This is a genomic window from Rufibacter psychrotolerans (assembly GCF_016924645.1).
Classification (GTDB): Bacteria; Bacteroidota; Bacteroidia; order Cytophagales; family Hymenobacteraceae; genus Nibribacter; species Nibribacter psychrotolerans.
Window position 1 is genome coordinate 111,100 of the sequence record NZ_JAFFJV010000008.1, and the last position, 21,231, is coordinate 132,330.

The window sequence follows — 21,231 nt, forward strand, 5'->3', positions numbered from 1 at the left end:
TTATTTTCGGGTAGAAAACAGCCACAGGCCCAAAAACATGAGCAAACCGTTCAGCAGGAGCACCTCAAACCCAAACTGATAGCCCCAGAACCATTCGGCGGAGTTCTGGCTGAGAATGTAGGTAAGCACCGGTGAGAGCACGCCCAGGGCCGGCACCACGCCATCGCGCACGCGGCGTTTGGTGAGCAGGCCAAAGCTGTACATGCCCAGCAGCGGCCCGTAGGTGTAGCCCACCAGGGTGAACAGCGTGGCAATGATGCTTTCATCATTGTACAGCCTGAACAACAGGATCACGGCCAGTAGCAGCAGCGAGAAGCCCAGGTGCACCCAGTGGCGGTACTTCACGCGCTGTGCCTCAGGGCGTTTCTCAAAGGCCAGGAAGTCTACGCAAAAGGCGGTGGTCAAAGAAGTGAGGGCAGAGTCGGCTGAGGCATACGTGATGGCCGTGATGCCCAGGATGAACGCCAGGGCCGCCACCGCCGGGAAGTGCTGCAGCGCCAGGGCCGGGAACACGTCATCGCCTTTGGCGGGTAGGGCAATACCTTGTTCGGCGGCGTAGAGGTAGAGGAGCGCGCCCAGGCCCAGGAACAAGACGTTCACCAGCACCAGGATCACCGTGAACCAGAACATGTTTTTCTGGGCTTCGGGCAGGTTGCGGCAGCTCAGGTTCTTCTGCATCATGTCCTGGTCCAGGCCTGTCATGGAAATGGTGATGAAGGCCCCGGCCAGCAGTTGCTTAAGGATGAAGTTAGGGGCCTTGGGGTCCCAGACCCATACCTGGGCGTACGCGCTGCCGGTAATGGCGGGGCCAAGTGCTGGTAAGGAAAGGTGCATCTCCTGGGCCACCACCCAAATGCTCAGGCCCAGGCACACCAGCATGGCCAGGGTCTGCAGGGTATCGGTCCAGATAATGGTTTTCATGCCGCCCCTGAACGTGTACACCCAGATAAAGGCGATGGCGATGCCCACGGTGCCGGCAAACGGAATGCCCAGGGGACCAAAGACGGCCAGTTGCAGTACCCCGGCCACCAGGTACAGGCGCAGGGCCGCGCTCATGGTGCGCGACAGCAGGAAAAAAGCGCTTCCGGTCTTGTAAGACCAGAAGCCCAGGCGCTGCTCCAGGTAGGTGTAAATAGAGACCAGCTGGAGGCGGTAATACAGCGGCAGCAGGAAAAGCCCGATCACCAGGTACCCCAAGGCGTAGCCCAGCACCATCTGCAGGTAGGTAAACCCGGTTTTCTCCACCATGCCCGGAATAGACACAAACGTAATGCCCGACAGCGTGGTCCCGATCATGCCGAACGCCACCACGTACCAAGGCGAGGCTCGGTTGGCCAGAAAGAAGTTGGTGGTAGATTCGCCTTTCTTGCTGGTGGCAAAAGAGACCAGCAGCAGCAGAAAAAAGTAGGCAATGATAATGCCCAGGGAAAAAATAGGAGACATGTACTAAACCGCGCAGGGTAAACGCGCGCACAAAAGTACGGCGAACGGCGGAGAAAACGGCTCTCTTGTGTTTTGGCCCCGTTTCCTGAAAAACAGGCCCTAAACGGGGCAGAACCCATCCGCAAAAAAAAGCCCCCTGGTTTTAGCGCCGTTTGGGTAAAACAGCGCCAAAACCAGGGGGCTTTTATGTAAAAGCGTTGGGTTACGCGGCGGTGATGTCTACAAACTCAGTGCTTTTTCTGGAGATGGAGTACAAGCCCACAAAGGTCAGGAAACCGTTCAGGAGCAGAACCTCAAACCCAAACTCATAGCCCCACAGCCACTCCACGGAGTTGGCACTGATGATGTAGGTGAACAAGGGCGCCAGCACGCACACCAGCGGCACCAGGTTGTCGCGCACAATGCGCTTGTTGAACATTCCAAACGAGTAAAGGCCCAGCAGCGGACCGTACGTATACCCAGCCACTTTGAACACCGCCTGCACCACGCTCTCATCGTTCACAATCTTGAAGATAATGATTACCAAGGCCATGAGGGCCGAGAAACCCAGGTGTACCCAGTTCTTCATTCGAATGCGCTGCGTCTCGGGGCGGTTCTTGAAATCAAGGAAGTCTACGCAGAACGAAGTGGTTAAGGCGGTTAGCGCCGAGTCAGCTGAGGCGTACGTGATGGCCGTGATTCCTAAGATAAAGGTGATGCCCGCGAAGGCGGTGAAGTGGTTCAGGGCCAGTTCTGGGAATACCAGGTCGCCTTTGGCCGGCAGGGCGATGCCCTTGGCGTCGGCAAACAGGTATAGTAACGCGCCCAGGCTCAGGAACAGGATGTTCACCAGCAAGATGATGAAGGTAAAGGAAAGCATGTTCTTCTGGGCTTCCTTCAGGTTCTTGCAGCTCAGGTTTTTCTGCATCATGTCCTGGTCCAGGCCCACCATTACAATGGCAATGAACATCCCAGACAGGAACTGTTTCAGGAAATAGCGCTGGTCTTGCCACTCCCAGAAGAATACCTGCGAGTACTTGCTTTGTTCAATGGTGGTGACTATGCCTTGGAAAGAAAGGTTCAGGGCATCGGAAATCATGACAATGCTGATGCCCACGCAGATGAGCATGGCCAGGGTCTGGAAAGTATCGGTCCAGATAATGGTCTTCATACCGCCCCTGAACGTGTATACCCAGATAAGCGCGATGGTGATGATCACCGATACCTCAAACGGCACTCCCATGGCGTCAAACACCGCCAGTTGCAGCACGCCGGCCACCAGGTACAGCCTGAAGGCTGCCCCCAGGGTACGGGCCAGCAGGAAATACGCTGCCCCCGTCTTGTACGACCAATGCCCAAACCGCTGTTCCAGGTAGGTATAGATAGACACCAGGTTCAGCCGGTAGTACATGGGCAGCAGCACCATGGCCACCACCACGTAGCCCAGCATGTTGCCCAGAATGAGCTGCAGGTAAGAGAACTGTGCTTTCTCCACCATGCCAGGCACCGAGATAAAGGTAACCCCCGAAAGTGAGGTCCCGATCATGCCAAACGCCACCACGTACCAGGGCGAGGCCCGGTTGGCCAGAAAGAAGCTGTCTGTGGATTCTCCTTTTTTACTGGTGAGGAATGAGATAAAGATGAGGATACAGAAGTAAGCGGCAATAATGACCAGAATAAGCGAAGAAGACATGGATGGGAGAAGTGCGTTAGTTGTTTTATGTGCTTAGGTGCGGGCAAATATAACCAAAAAACAATATGGCGTCTTTAGAAGAATGGCAGTAAAACCGGCGGTCTGGTTAAAAAATAAGCCCTTCGGGTAGTACCAGAAGGGCCAGGTTATGAGATAGGGAAAAATCAGGACTGCTTAATAGCCCCAGGGCGAATGGAAGCCCGCGCCCGGGTAGCCGTAGCCCCACAGGTTGCCATTGGCCCCGTTGCTGTACCGCACCTCGCCCGAAATAGTCACATTGGGCGCCACCTGGTACTGGGCCTGAAAGTGGAATCCCTGGTTGGGCATACGGCCATAGACGAAGGGATTGCTGTTCCAGCGGTTCCCGGAAGAAGGGCCCAGGTCTTTCCAGACGCTGCCGCTCAACAGGAGCCGCTCGCTCATGGCGTAGGTGCCGCCCACGTGCAGCAGGTACTGCCGCGAGGGAGCGGCGGTCATGAGGGTAGAGGAGCCTTCGCCGGTGGCGGCCCTGAACGTGGGGCCACCCCAGGTTTGTAGCATGGTCAGGCTACTGAAGACCTGGAAACGGGGCGTAACCCGGTACTGCACCCGCGGCTCCACATACGAAACCGAGCCCAGGTTGCTGAACCCGGCGCCCGCGTTCAATCCGTAGCTTACCCGGGGCACAAAGGGAGCCGCTACCTGCCCCGAATCGGACCGGGAGGTGGGGGCGGGTACTTCCTGCGCCAGGCCGGGCAAGGCACTGGCGGCCCAGGTGAGCAGGGCGAAAAGGGGTATAAAAAGTTTTCTTGACATCTGGTTCTGGTCTACTTGCTGCCGGAGGGTTCCATGGCCCGCAGGGCACGCCCTCCTAAGGTAAGGAATTCCTCCTTTAAACGAAATAACCCGCGGCTTAGTCTATGGGTTCTGTTTCAGGCTTGTTTTGGGTAAAACCGGCCTGAAACAGAACCTACCCCTGCCTACAGGACCCATTACGCTTTTTTGCGGAGCCAGGCTTCGCGGCGGGCCCGGGCGGCTTTTGTGGCTTTCTCCTGCGGTACCAGCTGTAGCTCAGGGTCTCTTGCCAGGGTAACCGACACGGTTTTTTTGGTGCCCTGCTGCAGTACCTCCAGCTGCACCTGGTCGCCGGGTTTGTGCTGGGTCAGGAGGCTGTCCAGCGTCTTCTGGTCGGTGAGTTTCTGGCCGTTCAGGGTGAGGAGCGCATCGTCGCGGTCCAGCCCGGCTTGGTAGAGCGGCCCGTTGGAGAAGGTGCCCTGTGCAACAATGGCCTGGTCGTTCTGGAACCGGAGCCCTTCCCAGCCCAGCACGGCTGCATTGGACGCTTGTAAGGTCAGCCCCATCTGGTTGGCCAGGGCCTCGTAGGGCAGCATCTCCTTGCCGTAAATGTGGCGTTTAAAGAAATCCTGGGCAAAAGCGGCATCCTTGGTCAGGTCGGCCAGGGCTTTCTCCAGGTCGGGCAGGGTGTAGGGCTTCTCGGCTTTGCCGTGGCGTTGCCAGAGCAGGCGCATGTAATCGTCCAGGCTCAGGTTCTTGAACCGGGTGCGCAGGGTGAAGTCCAGCCCCAGGGCGATGGCGTTGCCGTAGGTGTAGTACGAGATATAGGTGTTGGTGCGGTTGGTAGGGTCCACGGAGCGGGAGGCGTCTACAAACGGGGCCTGCTGGCTCATCTCCACCGGCGAGAAATACTCCTTGCCCGGCGAAACGGCCACGGCCATGATGGGGTACGCCGCGCTTTTGAGGTAATCTGCGACGGAGGTGACGCCGGCCCGGTGCATCAATAACGTGCCGTAGTAGCTGGTGAAGCCCTCGGCCAGCCACAGCTCGCCGCTCATGTTGGCATCGGCGAAGTTGAACGGCTCCAGGCTCTGCGGCCGGATGCGCTCCACGTTCCAGGCGTGGAAGAACTCATGGGAGAGCGTGCTCAGGTGAGGGGTCATGCCGCTCTTGAGCGGACGGGAGCTGGTGATCACGGTGGAGTTGCGGTGCTCCATACCGTCGCCGGGCGTGCCGGGCAGGTAGCAGGCAATGAAGGTGTACTCGCCAAAGTCAAAGGCCGGCAGCTCGCCAAAGACCGCCTGGTTTTCCTGCACAATGCGTTGGGCTTTCTGGGTGTACTCGTCCAGTTCCTCGGGGGTGCCGCCGTGGTGCAGGCCAATCCTGATCTTCTGGCTACGGCCTTTGTCCTGCACCGTCCACTCGCGCCACTGCAGGGAAGCCAGCTCAATGGGGCTGTCCATGAGGTACTGAAAGTGGGGGGCCGAGAAGGTGAAGGGGGCGGTCTCTGGCTTCAGTTGGGTTGCCGCAGTCCAGTTCTGGCCCGCCGGCGGCGTGAACTGCACCCGGATGGGGGCCTGCTCCAGCCCAAGGGCGTACATGAAGGTGGCCGGCGCGTTGAGGTGGGCGTGGGTGAGGTTCACGCCCGCGTAGGTACCGTCGGGGTGGTCGGCGAACAGGGTGTATTTCACTACCACGGTTCCGTCATGGCCGGTTACGTTCCACTGGTGCAGGTTGGGGCGGCCGGGCGTGAGCGGGTTGCCTTTGCCATCGGTGACGCGCACCCCGTACACGTTCTTGGCGAACTCGTGCAGGGCGTAGCGGCCGGGCGAGGAGCGGGCCATGCGCACTTCCAGCACCGGCGTCTGTACGCCTTTGAAGGTGGCCGTAACGGAGGCTTCGTGGTGCACCGCGTTTTCAAACGAGACCTGATAGCTGACGCTCTGCTGCGCCATGACCGGGGAAGCGAACGCCAAAGCCACAGCGGCCAAGGCGGTGAAGAGGGTTTTCTTCATGGGAGATTGGTTTCAGCTTCCAAGATACATAGGAAACCAGAATCTGCCACACCCTGCCCCCATTTGCTTGCCAGGGACTAAACGGACTTCTGCAGCACCTGCGCCCGGATGAAGCCGTTGGAAAAGAACTTCTCTTGCCTGGTCTCATACCCCAACCCAGAAAACAGCGTCCCGAACGAAGGAAGCGTTTTGCCCGTGATGCCGCTCACCGCCCCAAAGAACCGGTACATGCCCCACAGCAGGGGCTTTTGCCACCACCGGTGCCCGCGCGAGGAAGACAGGTGGAAATCGGTGTGCAGCCACTGGCCCTCGGGGAGCAGGACCCGGTCTAGCCGCTGCATGATGTTCAGGGCTTGGTCTGGGGTGAACAGGTCCAGCACAAACGGCGTGATGACCACGTGAAACGTCTCATGCGGTAGCAGGTCTTCCTGGGTGCCTACCCTGAACTCCACCGGCTGATGGGCCGAGAGGGAGTTGAGCCTTGCTTGGGCGCGCCGCACCATTCTGGGGGAGGCCTCCAGGAACAAAACCTGGGCCGGACAGCTCTTTTTGAGTAGTTCAGGTAAGATCCAGCCGCTGCCCCCGCCTAAGAGGAGCACCCGGCCCCCCGCCGGAATGCAGGCGAGAAAATGGGCCTGGGCCAGTAACTGCGCCTTGCCGAACACCACCCGCGCCAAGGCATCGTACACCGGGGCAATCAGGTTGAAGTCAGGGGCGGGAGGCGAGGACATGGACGGGGCGGTTTGGGGAATGGCAACCTGGTTAGCGTTCAATCTTTCCCCCTTCTTATATAATAGTAGAGAATCCACTGGCGCAGACGGGCGCTGCCGCCTCTGTTTTGGGGCTACTTTCTGCAAATCGGGCCTAAAACAGGAACGCCCATTCCTCAAAGGGACCGGCAGGCGCCGAGGCAGGGCAGGAACAAGAAAGTAAGACTTCAACCAGCTGTTACGGCTCCTAAAGTTACAGGAAAACTGTTTTGCAGGAAGACTCAGGCCCCTGAGCCAACCAAGGCCTTTCGCGCTTGAGGGTGAAGCAGCAGCGCCTCAGGCGTGCTGGAAATGGCGGTCTACGGTTTCCTCCAGTTTCTGGAAGATAAAGTCCTGGGCTTGCTCGCGCATCTTTTTGGCATCGCCCTTGAACACCTGGCGGTACTCCTCCACTTTGTCTTTAAAGAGGATGGAGACAAACGTGGTACCCACCGGTTTTTCGGGGTTTTCTGAGCCGCCCTGCCCAAACAGGCCGGTCACGGCCACGCAGACATCGGCTTTCAGGAGTTTGTGCAGGCCCTGCACCATCTCGTTGGTGACCTGCTGGCTCTCGGCGGTGTAAAGTTTGAGGGTTTCGTTCTTAACGCCCAGTACTTTGTTCTTGGCCACGGCGTCATAGGTGACCATGCTGCCCAGGAACACATCGGCGGTGCCGGTGGCCTCGCTGAGGGCGGCGGCCAAACTTCCGCCGGTACAGCTTTCGGCGAAGGCCAGGGAAAGTCCCTTGTCCTTCAGTTTCATCATGAGCTGGGTTAAGTCTTCTGGTTTCATAGCGATTGGGGATCAGCGTAAGGCTGCATACTGCTTTTAGGGCCGGGAAGTTGCCGCGGCCCCCGGCCAAACACAGGGTAGGGCGGCTACGTACTTTAGTACAGTTTGCCGGTTTTGGGGCCGTTTTCTGGAAAAGGGGCCCAAAACCGGATTGAGAGAGGCACAATACGCATGAAAAAAGCATATAGAAAGATGGTGGCTTCGCTGGCCCTGTTTACGGTGGAGCTGGTGGTGATCTGGGCGGTGTTCCTTCTGTGCCTGCTGGTGTTCTTCTGGCTGGCCAGGGAAGTGCTGCCGGGGCAGGAGCTGAAGTTTGACAGTCGGGCCTTTGCCTGGGCCGATGAGCGGGCCACCCCCCAACTCACCGAGTTTATCAAGGGCATCACGTTCCTGGCCTCCCGCAACTTTATCACCGGGGCCGGGCTTATGTTGATTGGGTACTTCCTGTTTGTGAAGAAGCACAAGTGGTACTCCCTCAAAGTGCCCGTGATTGCCCTGGGCAGCATCTCCTTAAACCTGCTGCTCAAGTACCTGTTTAACCGGCCCCGGCCCCTGGTGCCGCACCTGGTAGAATCCTACGGGCTAAGTTTCCCCAGCGGGCACGCCATGATCAGCGCCTCGTTTTACGGGCTGCTCATTTACCTGGTCTGGAAGAACGTGGAAGTGCCCGCCTGGCGTTTCCTGCTGGTGACCCTGCTATCGCTGCTGATCCTGTTCATTGGGTTTAGCCGGGTGTACCTGCACGTGCACTACGCCACCGATGTGCTGGCCGGGCTGGCCGCCGGCCTGGGCTGGGTAATCCTGGCCAACGCCCTGCTCAGCCGCATGGAGAAATTCTCCAAGCGCAACCTGCACCCGGTGGTGAAAGGCGAGCAGCAACCGGTGCCCTGAAAAATATTTTAAAAAAAGTTGGGCCAGGTATTGCACGTAAATAAAAAGTAGTATCTTTGTGCACCCGATAGAAATAACGGGAACACCTGATGCGCAGGTGGCGAAATTGGTAGACGCACTGTCTTCAGGCGGCAGCGGGCAACCATGGGAGTTCGAGTCTCCCCCTGCGCACGTAAAGCCAGCTTCTTTTGAGGCTGGCTTTTTTTGTTTTTACCCGGCTGGGGCAGGACCGGGCCGGCGGTGCATCTGTTTTGGGGCGTTTTTTCGTAAAACCCCAGAAAAACAGTCTCTCTATGCAGCTAAAGGAAGAACAGACCAACCAAAAAGCCAAAACCGCCCTCTCGGTGGTGACCCTGCAGATGGTAATTGCCTGGGTGGTGTTTGTGGGGTCGGCGCTGCTGTTTTTCTGGATGGCCACCGTGGTGTTTGTGGAGCAGGAGAAAGACCTGGACCAGGCAGCCTTTGAACTGGCCGAGGAGATGACCACGCCCCAGACCACCCAGGCCATGTACTTTGTTACCTTCTTCGGGTCTAAAAACTTCCTCATCTTCGGGTCATTGGGGCTGGCGGTGGTGTTTCTGCTCTTCAAGAAGTGGCGCTTTTACTCGCTCAAGGTCATTGCCATCTCGGCCACTACCACGCTGTTCAACCAAAGCATGAAGTTCCTGTTTGGTCGTCCCCGGCCCGAAACGGCGTTCCTGGAGCAGGGCGGTAATAGTTTCCCCAGCGGGCACGCCATGATTGGCGGCGCTTTCTGGGGCTTGCTCATGTACCTGCTCTGGACCAACGTGGAGCGTACCTGGCTGCGCTGGCTCCTGAGCCTCCTGCTGGGCGGGTGGATTTTCCTGATCGGCTTTAGCCGCGTGTACCTCAACGTGCACTATGCCTCAGACGTGCTGGCCGGCTGGGGGGCGGGCATCTTCTGGCTTATGCTCTCTATTTACCTGCTCAACCGCCTGCAGCAGCATCTGGGCAAAAAGGTAGACCGGCAGTTAGAATCGTAGCGGGGAGTGGGGCAGCCCGCAGGCGGAGGGGTAAAAACCGGGCGGGAGATGTTTTGTTAAGAAAAAATAACCAATTTACGGCTGCAAATTGCAGCATATCTTACAGCAGAAATCTGTAAAACCATTTTTCCATGATCATTACGCCAAGAGTACGCGGGTTTATCTGCCTAACGGCCCATCCGGTAGGGTGCGAGCAAAACGTAGTAAACCAGATTAACTATGTAAAGTCTAAGGGACAGATTGAGGGCCCTAAAAAGGTATTAGTGATAGGAGCCTCCACCGGGTTTGGGCTGGCCTCCAGAATCAGCAGCGCGTTTGGCGCCAACGCCGCCACCATTGGGGTGTATTTTGAGAAGCCCTCGGCCGCCGGCAAGCCCGGCTCGCCCGGTTGGTACAACACCGCCGCCTTTGAGAAGCACGCGCATGAAGCCGGCCTGTACGCCAAGAGCATCAACGGCGACGCGTTCTCTGACGAGATCAAGCAGAAGACCCTGGACCTGATCAAGGCCGATCTGGGGCAGGTGGACCTGGTCATCTACAGCCTGGCCTCGCCGCGCAGAACCAACCCCAGAACCGGCGTCACGCACAACTCGGTGCTGAAACCCATTGGGCAGCCGTTCACCAACAAAACCGTTGATTTCCATACCGGCAACGTGACCGAGGTGTCTATTTCCCCGGCCACCGAGGAGGACATTGAGAACACCGTGGCCGTGATGGGCGGCGAAGACTGGGAAATGTGGATAGACGCCCTCAAGGCCGCCGATTTGCTTGCGCCCGGCGCCACTACCGTGGCCTACTCGTACATTGGGCCGGCCCTGACCGAGCCGGTGTACCGCAAAGGAACCATCGGCCGCGCCAAGGACCACCTGGAGGCCACCGCGTTCACCATCTCAGACAAGCTCAAGGACCTGAACGGAAAAGCGTACGTGTCGGTGAACAAGGCGTTGGTGACGCAGGCCAGCTCGGCCATTCCGGTGATTCCGCTGTACATTTCGTTGCTGTACAAGGTAATGAAGGCGAAGGGCATCCATGAGGGCACCATTGAGCAGATGCAGCGTCTGTTCCAGGAGAGGCTCTACACCAACGGCGCAGTGCCCATAGACGAGAAAGGCCGCATCAGGATTGACGACTGGGAAATGCGCGACGATGTGCAGGCCGAGGTAGCCCAACTGTGGGAGGAAGCCACCACCGAGAACCTCTCCGAGATTGGCGACCTGCAGGGCTACCGTACCGATTTCTTCAACCTGTTCGGGTTTGAGGTAGCCGGCGTGGAATATGAGACCGATGTGAACGAAGTGGTAGAGGTACCCGGTTTGGTATAAGCCTTTACTTTTGAAAGCGGCCCTGTTGTAGCCTGCTTTTCTGGAAAGATCTTGCCGAGGAATAGGAGAGGCGTTTGAAAGCGCTTTCCCGTTCTTCGGCAAGATCTTTTTTTATCGGGTTGCAGCTGATTTCCTGGGTTGTGGCTGAGGTAAATTTTGGAAACCCGAAGCGCGGTGGCTGTTACAAGGGCGGAATCTTGTGCCGGGAATAGCTTACGCCAGTTCCTGCTCGTACAGCCGCAGGTTCTCCTCGTCAAAGACCACAAAGATCACTTGCTGGGGTAAGCTGTTCTGTGCCAGGAAATCCCGTACGGTTTTTACCGCCACAGCGGCCGCCTGGGCTTTAGGGTAGCCGTACACCCCCGTGCTGATGTTGGGGAAGGCAATGGTGTTGAGGCCGCGTTCCCGGGCCAGCCGCAGTGAGTTTAGGTAGCAGTTGGCCAGTAGTTCTGGTTCGCCCCGGTGGCCGCCGTTCCAGACCGGGCCCACGGTGTGAATCACAAACCGGGCCGGAAGGTTGCCGGCGGTGGTCATGACGGCCTCGCCGGTAGCGCAGCCGCCTTGCCGTGCCACAATCTGGCGGCATTCCTGCAAAATGGCCGGCCCGCCCGCCCGATGAATGGCCCCGTCAACGCCGCCCCCGCCCAGCAGGCTGGAGTTGGCCGCGTTCACAATGGCATCGGCGGTTACGTTGGTGATGTCTCCCTTCAGAAGTTGGATGCGGTCAGAAGTTGCAGCAGGCATAACGTTTTAGGGCTGTTTTCAGCAAAATAGGCAGGAAATGGTTAAAAGGAAAGAGAGACAGATCAGCCCACCAACGCTACTGCCTTGCAACGCTCCTTCACCTATTCGCACAAGCACCCAATCACTCATTCACACATTCACTCAGGACTTTACCTTTACCCGCAGCGCTTTGAGGCCGCTTACGCCCTGCAGGTCTTCTACTTCTACCTGCTCAATTTCCTCGGTGAGCACGCCTTTGTTCTGGAGGTACTCAATGTACTCCAGGTACTCGTTGGCCTCGCGGGCCTGGGAGTACACAATGGCCACTTTGCCGGGCTGGGTGAGGCGTTCCTCCGTATCGCGGATCATGGCTTTGTCAATGCGTTTTTTCACAATCTCATAGCGGATGTTGTAGGCCCCGTCTACGTCAAACTTACGCTCGTCTTGCCTGAACCGGATGGCCAGGGGCTGGCTGTGGATCAGGATGAGTTGGGTGGTATCCAGCGGCACCTGGAGTTTGGGTTTGAGGGCCAGGGTACGGCGGGTAATCTCGCACACCACCATGAGCTGCCACAGGCGCAGGTTGCGCAGGAACATCAGGTCGAACGGCTTGTTTTCCACCAAGGACTGGCCCACGTAGATGTTGAACTCCACGCCATCGGTCACGAAACGCTCAAAGTAGTGCGGAAACATCTGCTGGGCCTGCAGCTCTTCCTGTTCCACGTACTCAGAAATGGTCTCGTTGATGAGCGTGAGGCTTTCTTCAAAGGCCTTGCGGCGCTTGTACAAAATGCCCAGGGCCGGGTCCATGGAACTGCGGTAGTCCTGGATGTGGGCTACCAGTTCGGGGTGCGTGGCCTCCAGGAACTGGAACATGGGCTCTACCTGGGTGCGCAGCGTCTCAAAAATGGTAATGCCGTCCTGCACCAGAACGCCTTTCTTGAGCTGCCGCAGGTGCTTTGACACCGAGAACCTGAGTTCATCCAGGATGGGCAGGGAATGCACTTCCACCGCTTTCTTCAGGATGCGCTCTGCCAATTGCAGGTGCTCCACCAAATCGCCCAGAATGGCGGCGTTCCGCTCGGTGCTGGAGCCGCGCACGTCGGCCACGGCGTAGAGCGGGTACACGTCTGGAAACACAATGGGCTCCATCTCGGGGGTAGGGCTGATGGGCGAGGCGTTGATCTTGTCCAGCAGGTTGAGGGCGGCTTCCCTGAACCGCCACTCCAGCACCGGGTGAATGGCCGTAAACTTCTCCCGGATCACCGACTGTACCCGCGCCTCAATCTCTTCTGAGTTTCGGTTTACCGCCACGGAGAACAGCGGCAGGAACTGCTCCACTTTGGCAATGGAGAAGGTGTCCAGGTCGCCGGCGTTGGGCGAACCCAGCTCCAGGATGCCGATGGGCTCATTGCCGTAGCGCAGCAGGGCCAGCACAATGTTCTTGATGCCCATGCTCAGCATTTCCTCGCGTACGCCGGCGGGAAGCTGGTCGGTGGTTTCCACGTTCTTGATCACCAGCGGATCGCCCTCGCGCACCAGCTCGTCATAAATGGCCTTGAAACCCGCGTAGCTGGAGCTGGTCACCTCACTCTGCAGCAAGAAACTGTGGTTGATCTTGTTCCCGAAGTTCACGAACGTGCTCTTGTTCTTGTGGAAAGCCGCCACTCCCAACTGCAAATGCGGCCGCTTGAAGAGAATCCTGATCTTTTCCTGCAGCTGCTCAAAGCGGTCGGGTGCCAGCATGACGTCGCGCTCCAGCAGGTCGTTCTTGAGCGAGGAGAGCACTTCCTGGTCGGTGACGTCTACCAGGTTCATGATGTAGAAGCCGCTCACCTCAAAGTTCTGGGGCGGCAGCAACTGCATCCAGATGTCCATGTCCCGGATGTTGTCCAGCATGGTCTGGAGGTCATCGGGCGTAAGCTGAGGCAGTGGTTCCAGCGGTACTATCTCCAGGAACTGGGTGTTGAGCACCACGTTGTAGTGGCGGTACAGGCCCAGCTGGTAATCGGGCACGGTGTAAATCAAAAATTCCTCGTGCGGCACCTGTACCTGGTAAAACTTCTCCAGAATCATGAGGTACATCATGCGTACCCGGTTGAAGAGCATCTGGTGCTCGTCAATGTTGAGGGGGCGCTTGAGGTGGTTGTTGTCCGTAAGGATGATCTGCTTGAATGGCTGCGTGTGGTAGAAGCTGGCATCATAGCGGGGGCCCACCGCGCCGCTGGCCTCTGAGTTATGGGTGGCCGGCGGGAAAATGGCTGTCATCAGAAAATCAATGAGGCATTGGTGGCGCTCCTCCAGGACCGACAGATCCGTGATGGGCTCCTGCAGCTCGGGCAGCTCGTTCAACTGCCGGTAGATCTCCTGTGAAGAAAGCATGAAGCTGCTCTTGCAGTCGTCCTTGAACTGCAGCCAATACGAAATAATGGGTTTAAGGCTCAGATAAGCCTTAAAGGGAAAAGACGAAACACTGATCTGGTAATCTTTAGACGGCATACAGGGCTTTTAACGGAAAAAGTGCGGGCCAGATACATGAAAGCCGGTTTAGGGACTGGTTCTCCCCAGAAAGCCCCACGGAGGGCTGCCCCACCGGGAGCGCACCGTTCTCCTGTACCCCGAAAAAGGGGAAGATTGCAGTCGGGGCGGTAGTTCTAAGGCGCGGCTGTTTCAGGGCCAAAATCAGGAAAGTAGGCTAAAAACGGGTCTGTTGGATGAATTTACCAAACCCACACTGCGCCCCGCAAATCAACGCGGTGTTTCAAGGCTGTTTTCAGGAAAAGCGGCCCAAAACGGGATTGCCTACAAACAAGAAAGCCAGCGCGGAAGCGCTGGCTTTCTAACGAGCATAAGCCGGAAAGGGCTTACCTGAAGGTTTCTTTGGTGTCTACTACCTTTACCTGGGTCACGTTCAGCTTGAAGTTGGCGATCTGGGCGTCCTCGTCCTTCACGGCCTGCGGCAGGCCTTCCTTTACTACGTTGGAGTAGCTCATGGGCGAAGGCGTGTTGTTCTGCAGGGCATCGGCCAGGGGCTGGGCTTCGCTGTCATCGGTCACAATGGTCACAAACACGTTGTCGGCGGTCCAGTACTTCTTGATGGCGCGGTTCACGTCCTCTACCGTTAGCTTGGCCAGCAGGGCATCCATTTCTTCAATGTAGTCTTTGCGGCCGTAGAAGTGCGAGTCTAGCAGGAAGCCCAGGCGTTTCTCCGGGGTTTGGATGTAGAGTTTGTTGTAGGAGCGCAGGAACTGGCGGGTCAGTTCAAAGCTCTCCTGGGGCATGCCATTCTTCACCAGGTGGTCTACCTCGCGCAGGGCCAGGCGCAGGGCAAAGTGCGCGTGCCCCACGTTGATGTTGCTCAGCTCTTTGTACTGCTGTTTCAGGCCCTCGGCGGTTTGCACCGGCCTGATCCACAGGGCGTGGTAGTTGGAGGTGCGGGGCACGCCTGGCTGGGGAAGCATGTTGCCGCCGCCGTTCTCGTACCACTCAATGTAGGAGTAGTCGCCGTAGTTCATGGAGCGGGTGCTCCGGATTTTGTCATACAGCTGCCCGTAGCTTTTGCGGTGCTCGCCCAGGTAAGAATTGGCCACCATAAGAGCCGCGAAATCATCTGAGGAGCGGGTAATGCTCAAAGGGGCCCCGGTGAAAATGGCCGAGCCCAGCGCGCTGGGCTTGCTGATGATCTCCACCTCCACGCCGTTGGGCTGGCGGGCCTGGCCCGGCTGCGGTACCGCAGGCTGGGTAGCGGAAAGCCCTTCCAGGTCGTTTTTGAGCTGATTCAGGAAATCTGGCCCGTAATTGCCGGCAAGGCCAAGGGTCACGTTGTGGCGGGTGAAGAAGGAGTGGTAGTGGTTCTTCACGTCTTCCAGGGTGATGGCGTTTACCCCGGCGCTGGTGCCCTGGGGCGTATGCTGGTAATTGGTGCCCCTGAACAGCAGGTCTTCCAGGGCTTTCTTGCTGTACTCCTCGTCAGAAGACGTCCTGATCACCTGGTCTACGTAGTTCTGCTGGTTAGACTTCACGCGGTTGAAGTCGGCGGCGTCAAAGCGGGGCGTGAGTACCAGGCCTTTCAGGATAGGGTAGAAGTCCTGCAAAAAGTCTTTGTGCACGGCAAACGTGAACACCGTTACTTCTTTGTCTACGCTGGCGCCGTAGCGGGCCGCCATGGGGTAGATCTTCTCCTGGATCTGGGTATTGGTGAGCTCCCGGGTTCCGCCCGACATGATGGTCTGGGCGGTGGCGTAGGTGAGGCCCTGCTTGCCCGCCGGGTCAGAGATAGAGCCGTTGCGGAACATGAGCTTCACAATCACCTTGTCAGACTCGGGCAACGCCAGTTCCACCACCTCAATGGGCTTTAGCACTACCTGGGTTTCTGACGGGGCGGCCTGCGTGGCGGCGGTAGACTGGGCGGGTTGTTTCTGGCAGGCCGCAAAGCCCAGGGCCAGCGGCAGTATATAGCTTAAGATCTTTTTCATTAGTTCACACCTCCTTTTTCATTGGGGGAAATGGTGGCAATGGTGAGGCCGCTTTCCACGAAGTACTTTTTGGCCACGTCCATGAGGTCTTGTGGCGTTACCTGGTCATACAGCGCGTACATACGGTTCAGCGACTCAGGGTCGCCGGTGAGCCAGATTTGCTGTGACAGGGCATTGGCAATGGCATCTGGGCTGTCCATAGCCATGGCGAAGCTGTAGCGGTTGTTAGACTTGGTGTCTTTGAGGCGCTGCGGGTCTACGGGTTTGGTCTTGGCCTCGTTCAAGGCCTTGGTAATCTCGTCTTTCACGTACTGCAGGTCCTCGGCCTTCACCACCGAGGCTGAGACAGAGATCAGGTTGGGGTCGCGGGCCAACTGCGCGCCGCCGCCAATGGAGCGCACGCGGCGCTCCTGCAGCACCAGTTTCTTGTACAGGTCAGAGGTTTCGCCGAAGAGCAGGTCAGACAGCAGGTTCAGGGCCGGCAGCTCCTTGCTCTTGTCTGAGTAGGCCGGGCCTTTGTAGGCCAGCATGAGGGTGGGCGGGAAACCGGCTTGCTGCACGTGGGCGTAGCGCGTCTCTTTCTGCTTGGGCTCCACCGGAATCTTGGGTTGGTAGCTGCCGCGCTTCCAGTTACCGAAGTATTTCTGGGCCAAGCGGTTTACCTCTTCCTGCTTTACATCACCCACCACCACAATGGTGGCGTACTCTGGGCGGTAGAAGCGCTGGAAGAACAGCTTGGAGTACTCATACTGGTTGGGCATGTCTACCACGTCTTTGAAGAAGCCCATGGTGGTGTGCTTGTAGGTATGCTTGTCAAAGGCGGTGTTCAGCAGTTTCTCATAGAGCTGCGAGTACGGGCTGGCCGAGTTCTTGGTGTATTCGCCCTTCACGGCGCCGGCCTCGGTCTTGAAGTCATGCACCGAGTATTTGAGGTTCTGGAAGCGGTCGCCCTCCATCTCAAACATTTTCTCCAGCATGTTGGCGTTGCCCGTCATGTGGTACACGGTGCGGTCAATGGAGGTGTTGGCGTTGGCCGAGGCCCCCAAAGATTTGATCACCGCTTCATACGCTTTGGTGGAGTATTTCTCGGTGCCCCTGAACATCATGTGCTCAAAGAAGTGCGCGAACCCGGTTTTGCCCGGCTCCACTTCCTCGCGCGAGCCGGCCCGCACCACAATGTAAAAGGCCGCCAGGCCCGGACTGTTGAACGGCACGGTAACCACATTGAGCCCATTGGCCAGCTTTTTCTGCTGAATGGGATACGGTAAGATTTTGTCTCCGCTGGGGCTCTGCGCCCACACGCCGGAGGCCAGCGTACAGCACAGGAGCAGCAAGGAGAGCAGCTTTGTTTGCTTCATAGGTAACACGTAAATAAGGTTCTTCCTGGGCAGTTAGTCGCCCATTTGGGTGGTAAATTTACAAATGGAACGCTGTTTTAGGGCCATTTCTGATAAGAAGCCCCTTTTCTGGTAAAAGCTATTTCAGGTAGAAGGTAACAACTGGTGCCCCCCTGAAGGCCCCTCTGCCGCCAACCTCCTCCTGTTGGTACATGGCTGGCTTTAGCAGGCCTGCCGCTGGCGCGAGCGTCCCGCTCGTGTCCGGGTGCATGGTTGAGCCCTCTCCACTTCTCTTTTTTGAACTCTAGCATTTAGGTGCTTCTCATGCTTCTCCACCCACTCTGTCATCTTGGAAAGATCTTGTGGGCGAACTAGAAGAGCGTTGAAGAAACGACTTTGCCGTTCGCACACAAGATCCTTTCAGGATGACAAAATAGAGCAATGATGACTACCTTCTGAAATGCGTGCGGACACGAGCGGAACGCTCGCGCCAGCGGCAAACCGGGAATGGGTTCCGTTTTATGGGCACTTTCTGAAAATTGAGCCCAAAGCGAGGCGCAGATTACGGGCGGCCGGCGTGTCCCAAAACGTTTCCGGCCTGTTTGGAGCAAAACAGGCCGGAAACAATCAACCGGAGACGTTCAGAAAGCAAGCGGCAGTTTACTCCTGGTACAGGATGAGCATGGAAACCGGCGGTACGGCCAGGGTGCCCCGCACTTTGCGGCCGCCCTTGGGTTTGATGGTTTCGCCTTCCACGGCCACTTTCCAGTCGCCGGGCAGGGAGATGTTGGCAGGGGTGGGGCGGCCGTTGTAGTAGACCAGAATGTTTTTCCAGGAATCGCCGTGGGCGTGGTCTTTCAGTTGGTAGCCCACCAGGCCAGGCTCCGTGGCGACAAATTCCAGGTGCTGGTTCACCATCTGGGCGGTGGGCATCCAGAACGCCGGGTGGGCCTTGCGCAGGGCAATCAGCTTTTTGTAGTAGGTGAACACGTCTTGGTGCCGGGCTTTCCAGTGCCAGTTGATCTGGTTAATGGAGTCGGGCAGGTTGTAGCTGTTGTGCTCGCCGTTTTTGGTGCGCAGCAGCTCGGCCCCGGCGTGCAGAAACGGGGTGCCCTGCGAGGTGAGCACCATGGCGTCTGAGAGCAGGTTCATTTTCTTGAGCTGTTCGGGCGTGGCGTGCTCGTTGGAGGCTTTGAGCTTGTCATACAGGGTGAGGTTGTCGTGGCAGGACACGTAGGAGATGGCCTGCCACGGCTCGCGGGCCCAAAAGGCCTTGGAGTAGTTCACCTGCTGGATGTCTACCTGCGGGTGCGGCACACTGCCCACCACGCCAAACTTGATGGACTCCTCGGTGCCCTGAGCCCCGCTCACAAACCCGGTGGACTTCTCGTCAAACACCGAGCCTTTGATGGCATCGCGCAGGTCATCAGAGAAAGCCGCAAAATGGGTAAGCTGGTGCGTGTTGGCTTTCAGGGCCTTGTGGCTGTCGGGGAGGGGGCTGCTGCCGGCCGTCCAGCCTTCGCCGTACAGCACCATATTGGGATTGATCTTTTTGAGTTCCGCCGAGAGCTGGTTCATGGTTTCCAGGTCATGGATGGCCATCAGGTCAAACCGGAAGCCGTCTATGTGGTACTCGCGGGCCCAGAACTTGCAGGACTCAATGATGAACTTGCGTACCATGGCCCGTTCGCTGGCGGTTTCGTTGCCGCAGGCCGAGGCGTCTGAGTACTTGCCGTCTGGGGTCTGGCGGTAGTAATAGTCGGGGAACTCCAGGTTGAAGTTAGAGCCCTTGGTAAGGCCGGTATGGTTGTAGACCACGTCCATGACCACGCCCAGGCCCCGGTCATGGAAGCCTTTCACCATCTGCTTGAACTCTTTAATGCGCACCTCGGCCCGGTAAGGGTCTGAGGCGTAAGAGCCCTCGGGCACGTTGTAGTTCTGCGGGTCATAGCCCCAGTTGAACTGCGGCTGCTCCCCAGCGGCCTCGTCTACAGAGCGGTAGTCAAAGGCCGGCAGCAAATGGATGTGCGTCACGCCCAGCTCCTTCATGTGGGTAAGACCGGTGCGCAGGCCCTCGGGCGTTTTGGTGCCTTTCTCCACCAGTCCCAGGAATTTGCCCGGCTTGGTGCTGCCCGCGCTGGGGTGGGAGGTAATATCGCGCACGTGGGCCTCCCACAGCACCACCTGGTTCTGGGTTTTCACGGCGGGGCCCCGGTCTTTCTCCCAGCCTTTGGGGTTGGTGGAAGCCAGGTCCAGCACCATGGCCCGCTGGCCGTTCACCCCCACGGCAGTGGCGTAAATGCCCGGGGTTTCCTCCAGCCATTTGTGGCTGGTTCTCACGTGGTAGGTGTAGTACACGCCCTTCAGGTCTTTGGGTACGGTCAGGTGCCAGACGCCTTTCTCGCCTTTTTGCAGGTTCAGCTTTTCATAGGCCGCCCCGCCGTTGCCTTTCTCATAGAACTTGAGCACCACTTCCTCCGCCACCGGCGACCACAGCTTGAACGTGGTCTGGGCAGGGCTGTACTCCAGCCACAGGTTGGCCTCTACGGGCGTGGGGTACTGGTCAAATTTCTGGGCCACCGCCCACAGGGTTGCAGAACTCATCAGGCTCAGGATAAGGAGAAGTCTTGACAGGGTCTTACGGTAATTCATAGGATTGGGTAAAGCAAGCCGCGCCAAAGCGGCGGTAGTATCTTACCAGAAAACCGGGGAGGTATGTTTTCTGCCCGGTTTCCTGAAAATAGCTAAAAAACAGAGGAGTTGCGCTGAAATAAACCGGCTATGCCGCCTCAGACTTAATGCGGCCCGAGAGCAGGGCCACGCTGATGCCCATGAGCGCGATCACGGCAAACGAAAGCCGCAGGCTGCTCACGCCCGCCAGCAGGCCAATGAGCGGAGGCCCCACCAAGAAGCCGGCAAAGCCGATGGTAGAGACCGCCGCCAGGGCCATGCTGGGAGCCATGGTCTTGGTCTTGCCGGCCACGCCGTACACCAGCGGCACCACCGCCGACACGCCCGCGCCCACCAGCAGAAAGCCAATAATGGCCGTTACCATGTGGGGGAAGAGCACGGCAATGGCCAGGCCCACGGCGGTGAGGACCCCGCTGAGTTGCAGTACGCGCTTCAGGCCCAGGCGGGAGGTGAGCCAGTCGGCGATGAAGCGGGTGAAGGCCATGGTGCTCATGAAGGCGGTGTACCCGGCGGCCACCCAGGCTTTCTCGGCCTGCACCACTTTCTGGAAGTATACCCCGCTCCAGTCAAACATGGCCCCCTCGCAGATGAGCGAACAGAAGGCAATGAGGCCCAGGCCCATGAGTGCCTTGTCGGGCTTCACGAAGATGGGCTGGTTGGCCGGGGCGGCAGCATCCTGCGGAAACGCGTACCGGTACGCCAGGGCCACGCCCAGCAGCACGACGGCCAGCACCATCAGGAAATGGTGGAGGGGAATGATGTCGGCGCCAATCATGAACGTGCCAATGGCGGCGCCCACAAATCCGGCCAGGCTCCAAAGGCCGTGAAAAGAGGCCATGATGGATTTTTTGTACAGGCTCTCTACGCCCACGGCCTGGGTGTTCACCGAAATGTTGGCCATGTTGCTGGCAAACCCGAAGAAAAAGAGCGCCACCACCAGTTGCCACGTGGTCTGGCTCAGGCCAATGGTGACCAGGGTGGTGCTGTAGATAACCAGGGCAATGGTGACTACTTTCCGGCTGCCTATTTTGGAGGTGAGCCACCCGGTAAACGGCAACGACAGCATGAGGCCCACGGGCAGGGAGAAAAGCACCGCCCCTAACTGGGCCTCAGAAAGCTGCAACTGCTGCTGAATAGACGGAATACGGGAACCCCAGCTGGAAAAGCACAGGCCCTGCAGAAAGAAAAGGGCACCCACCGCCATTCTGTGGGCTTTTCTGGAAATGGGGGAAGAAACGGAAGAACGCATGAAAAAAGGTATTTCAGACAAAAGTAGGCCTTTCTGGCAGAAGGAACTATTCGGGGTGGTTTTATGTCCGTCCAATGACCTACTTACCTGGTCT

General features: G+C 58.0%; 15 protein-coding genes, 1 tRNA gene and 1 pseudogene. 4 read left to right on the forward strand and 13 right to left on the reverse strand.

The window, feature by feature from the left end; all coding sequences use genetic code 11:
• The 6 genes from JT718_RS09010 to JT718_RS09035 form a co-directional block, all read right to left on the reverse strand.
• Positions 1-1,443, reverse strand: a complete 1,443-nt coding sequence (locus JT718_RS09010; RefSeq protein WP_205501910.1) for a sodium:solute symporter — start codon at positions 1,441-1,443, stop codon at positions 1-3.
• A gap of 202 nt (positions 1,444-1,645) precedes the next feature.
• Positions 1,646-3,115: a sodium:solute symporter gene (locus JT718_RS09015; protein WP_205501911.1), complete on the reverse strand. Its 1,470-nt coding sequence runs from the start codon at positions 3,113-3,115 to the stop codon at positions 1,646-1,648.
• A 174-nt stretch (positions 3,116-3,289) separates the two neighbouring features.
• Positions 3,290-3,910: a hypothetical protein gene (locus JT718_RS09020; protein WP_205501912.1), complete on the reverse strand. Its 621-nt coding sequence runs from the start codon at positions 3,908-3,910 to the stop codon at positions 3,290-3,292.
• A gap of 176 nt (positions 3,911-4,086) precedes the next feature.
• Positions 4,087-5,904 (reverse strand): M61 family metallopeptidase, encoded by a 1,818-nt coding sequence (locus JT718_RS09025; protein WP_205501913.1) that lies wholly within the window; start codon positions 5,902-5,904, stop codon positions 4,087-4,089.
• Between the two features lie 77 nt (positions 5,905-5,981).
• On the reverse strand, positions 5,982-6,635 hold the full coding sequence (locus JT718_RS09030; RefSeq protein ID WP_205501914.1) for a class I SAM-dependent methyltransferase: 654 nt from the start codon (positions 6,633-6,635) through the stop codon (positions 5,982-5,984).
• A gap of 315 nt (positions 6,636-6,950) precedes the next feature.
• Positions 6,951-7,445: a CinA family protein gene (locus JT718_RS09035; RefSeq protein ID WP_205501915.1), complete on the reverse strand. Its 495-nt coding sequence runs from the start codon at positions 7,443-7,445 to the stop codon at positions 6,951-6,953.
• Between the two features lie 171 nt (positions 7,446-7,616).
• Here JT718_RS09035 and JT718_RS09040 point away from each other — a divergent pair, with 171 nt between their 5' ends.
• The 4 genes from JT718_RS09040 to fabV all read left to right on the forward strand — a co-directional run bounded on the left by JT718_RS09040 (position 7,617) and on the right by fabV (position 10,662).
• On the forward strand, positions 7,617-8,336 hold the full coding sequence (locus tag JT718_RS09040; protein WP_205501917.1) for a phosphatase PAP2 family protein: 720 nt from the start codon (positions 7,617-7,619) through the stop codon (positions 8,334-8,336).
• 91 nt (positions 8,337-8,427) lie between these two features.
• Positions 8,428-8,507 (forward strand) — tRNA-Leu (locus JT718_RS09045).
• A 122-nt stretch (positions 8,508-8,629) separates the two neighbouring features.
• Complete coding sequence (locus JT718_RS09050; protein ID WP_205501919.1) at positions 8,630-9,340, forward strand: phosphatase PAP2 family protein; 711 nt, start codon at positions 8,630-8,632, stop codon at positions 9,338-9,340.
• Positions 9,341-9,471: 131 nt separating this feature from the next.
• A complete protein-coding gene (gene fabV / locus JT718_RS09055; protein WP_205501920.1) occupies positions 9,472-10,662 on the forward strand; it encodes an enoyl-ACP reductase FabV in 1,191 nt (396 codons plus the stop codon).
• Between the two features lie 213 nt (positions 10,663-10,875).
• Here the strand turns inward: fabV and JT718_RS09060 are convergent, their stop codons facing one another.
• The 7 genes and pseudogenes from JT718_RS09060 to JT718_RS09085 all read right to left on the reverse strand — a co-directional run bounded on the left by JT718_RS09060 (position 10,876) and on the right by JT718_RS09085 (position 21,137).
• Positions 10,876-11,406, reverse strand: coding sequence for an O-acetyl-ADP-ribose deacetylase (locus JT718_RS09060; RefSeq protein WP_205501923.1), 531 nt, complete (start codon positions 11,404-11,406; stop codon positions 10,876-10,878).
• A gap of 141 nt (positions 11,407-11,547) precedes the next feature.
• A complete protein-coding gene (locus tag JT718_RS09065) occupies positions 11,548-13,884 on the reverse strand; it encodes a GAF domain-containing protein (protein ID WP_205501925.1) in 2,337 nt (778 codons plus the stop codon).
• Positions 13,885-14,249: 365 nt separating this feature from the next.
• Positions 14,250-15,860 (reverse strand): M16 family metallopeptidase, encoded by a 1,611-nt coding sequence (locus JT718_RS09070; protein WP_205501927.1) that lies wholly within the window; start codon positions 15,858-15,860, stop codon positions 14,250-14,252.
• Positions 15,860-16,648, reverse strand: coding sequence for a M16 family metallopeptidase (locus tag JT718_RS20790; RefSeq protein WP_374729162.1), 789 nt, complete (start codon positions 16,646-16,648; stop codon positions 15,860-15,862). Before JT718_RS20790 ends, JT718_RS09070 begins: the two co-directional genes overlap by 1 nt.
• Positions 16,649-16,657: 9 nt before the next feature.
• Positions 16,658-17,218, reverse strand: a pseudogene (locus JT718_RS20795) (M16 family metallopeptidase); the annotation flags it as partial.
• Between the two features lie 639 nt (positions 17,219-17,857).
• The gene (gene pulA / locus JT718_RS09080) at positions 17,858-19,849 is read right to left on the reverse strand and encodes a type I pullulanase (protein ID WP_205501930.1); all 1,992 of its coding nucleotides are present in this window, start codon (positions 19,847-19,849) and stop codon (positions 17,858-17,860) included.
• A 127-nt stretch (positions 19,850-19,976) separates the two neighbouring features.
• On the reverse strand, positions 19,977-21,137 hold the full coding sequence (locus JT718_RS09085; protein ID WP_205501932.1) for an MFS transporter: 1,161 nt from the start codon (positions 21,135-21,137) through the stop codon (positions 19,977-19,979).
• Positions 21,138-21,231 lie beyond the last annotated feature (94 nt).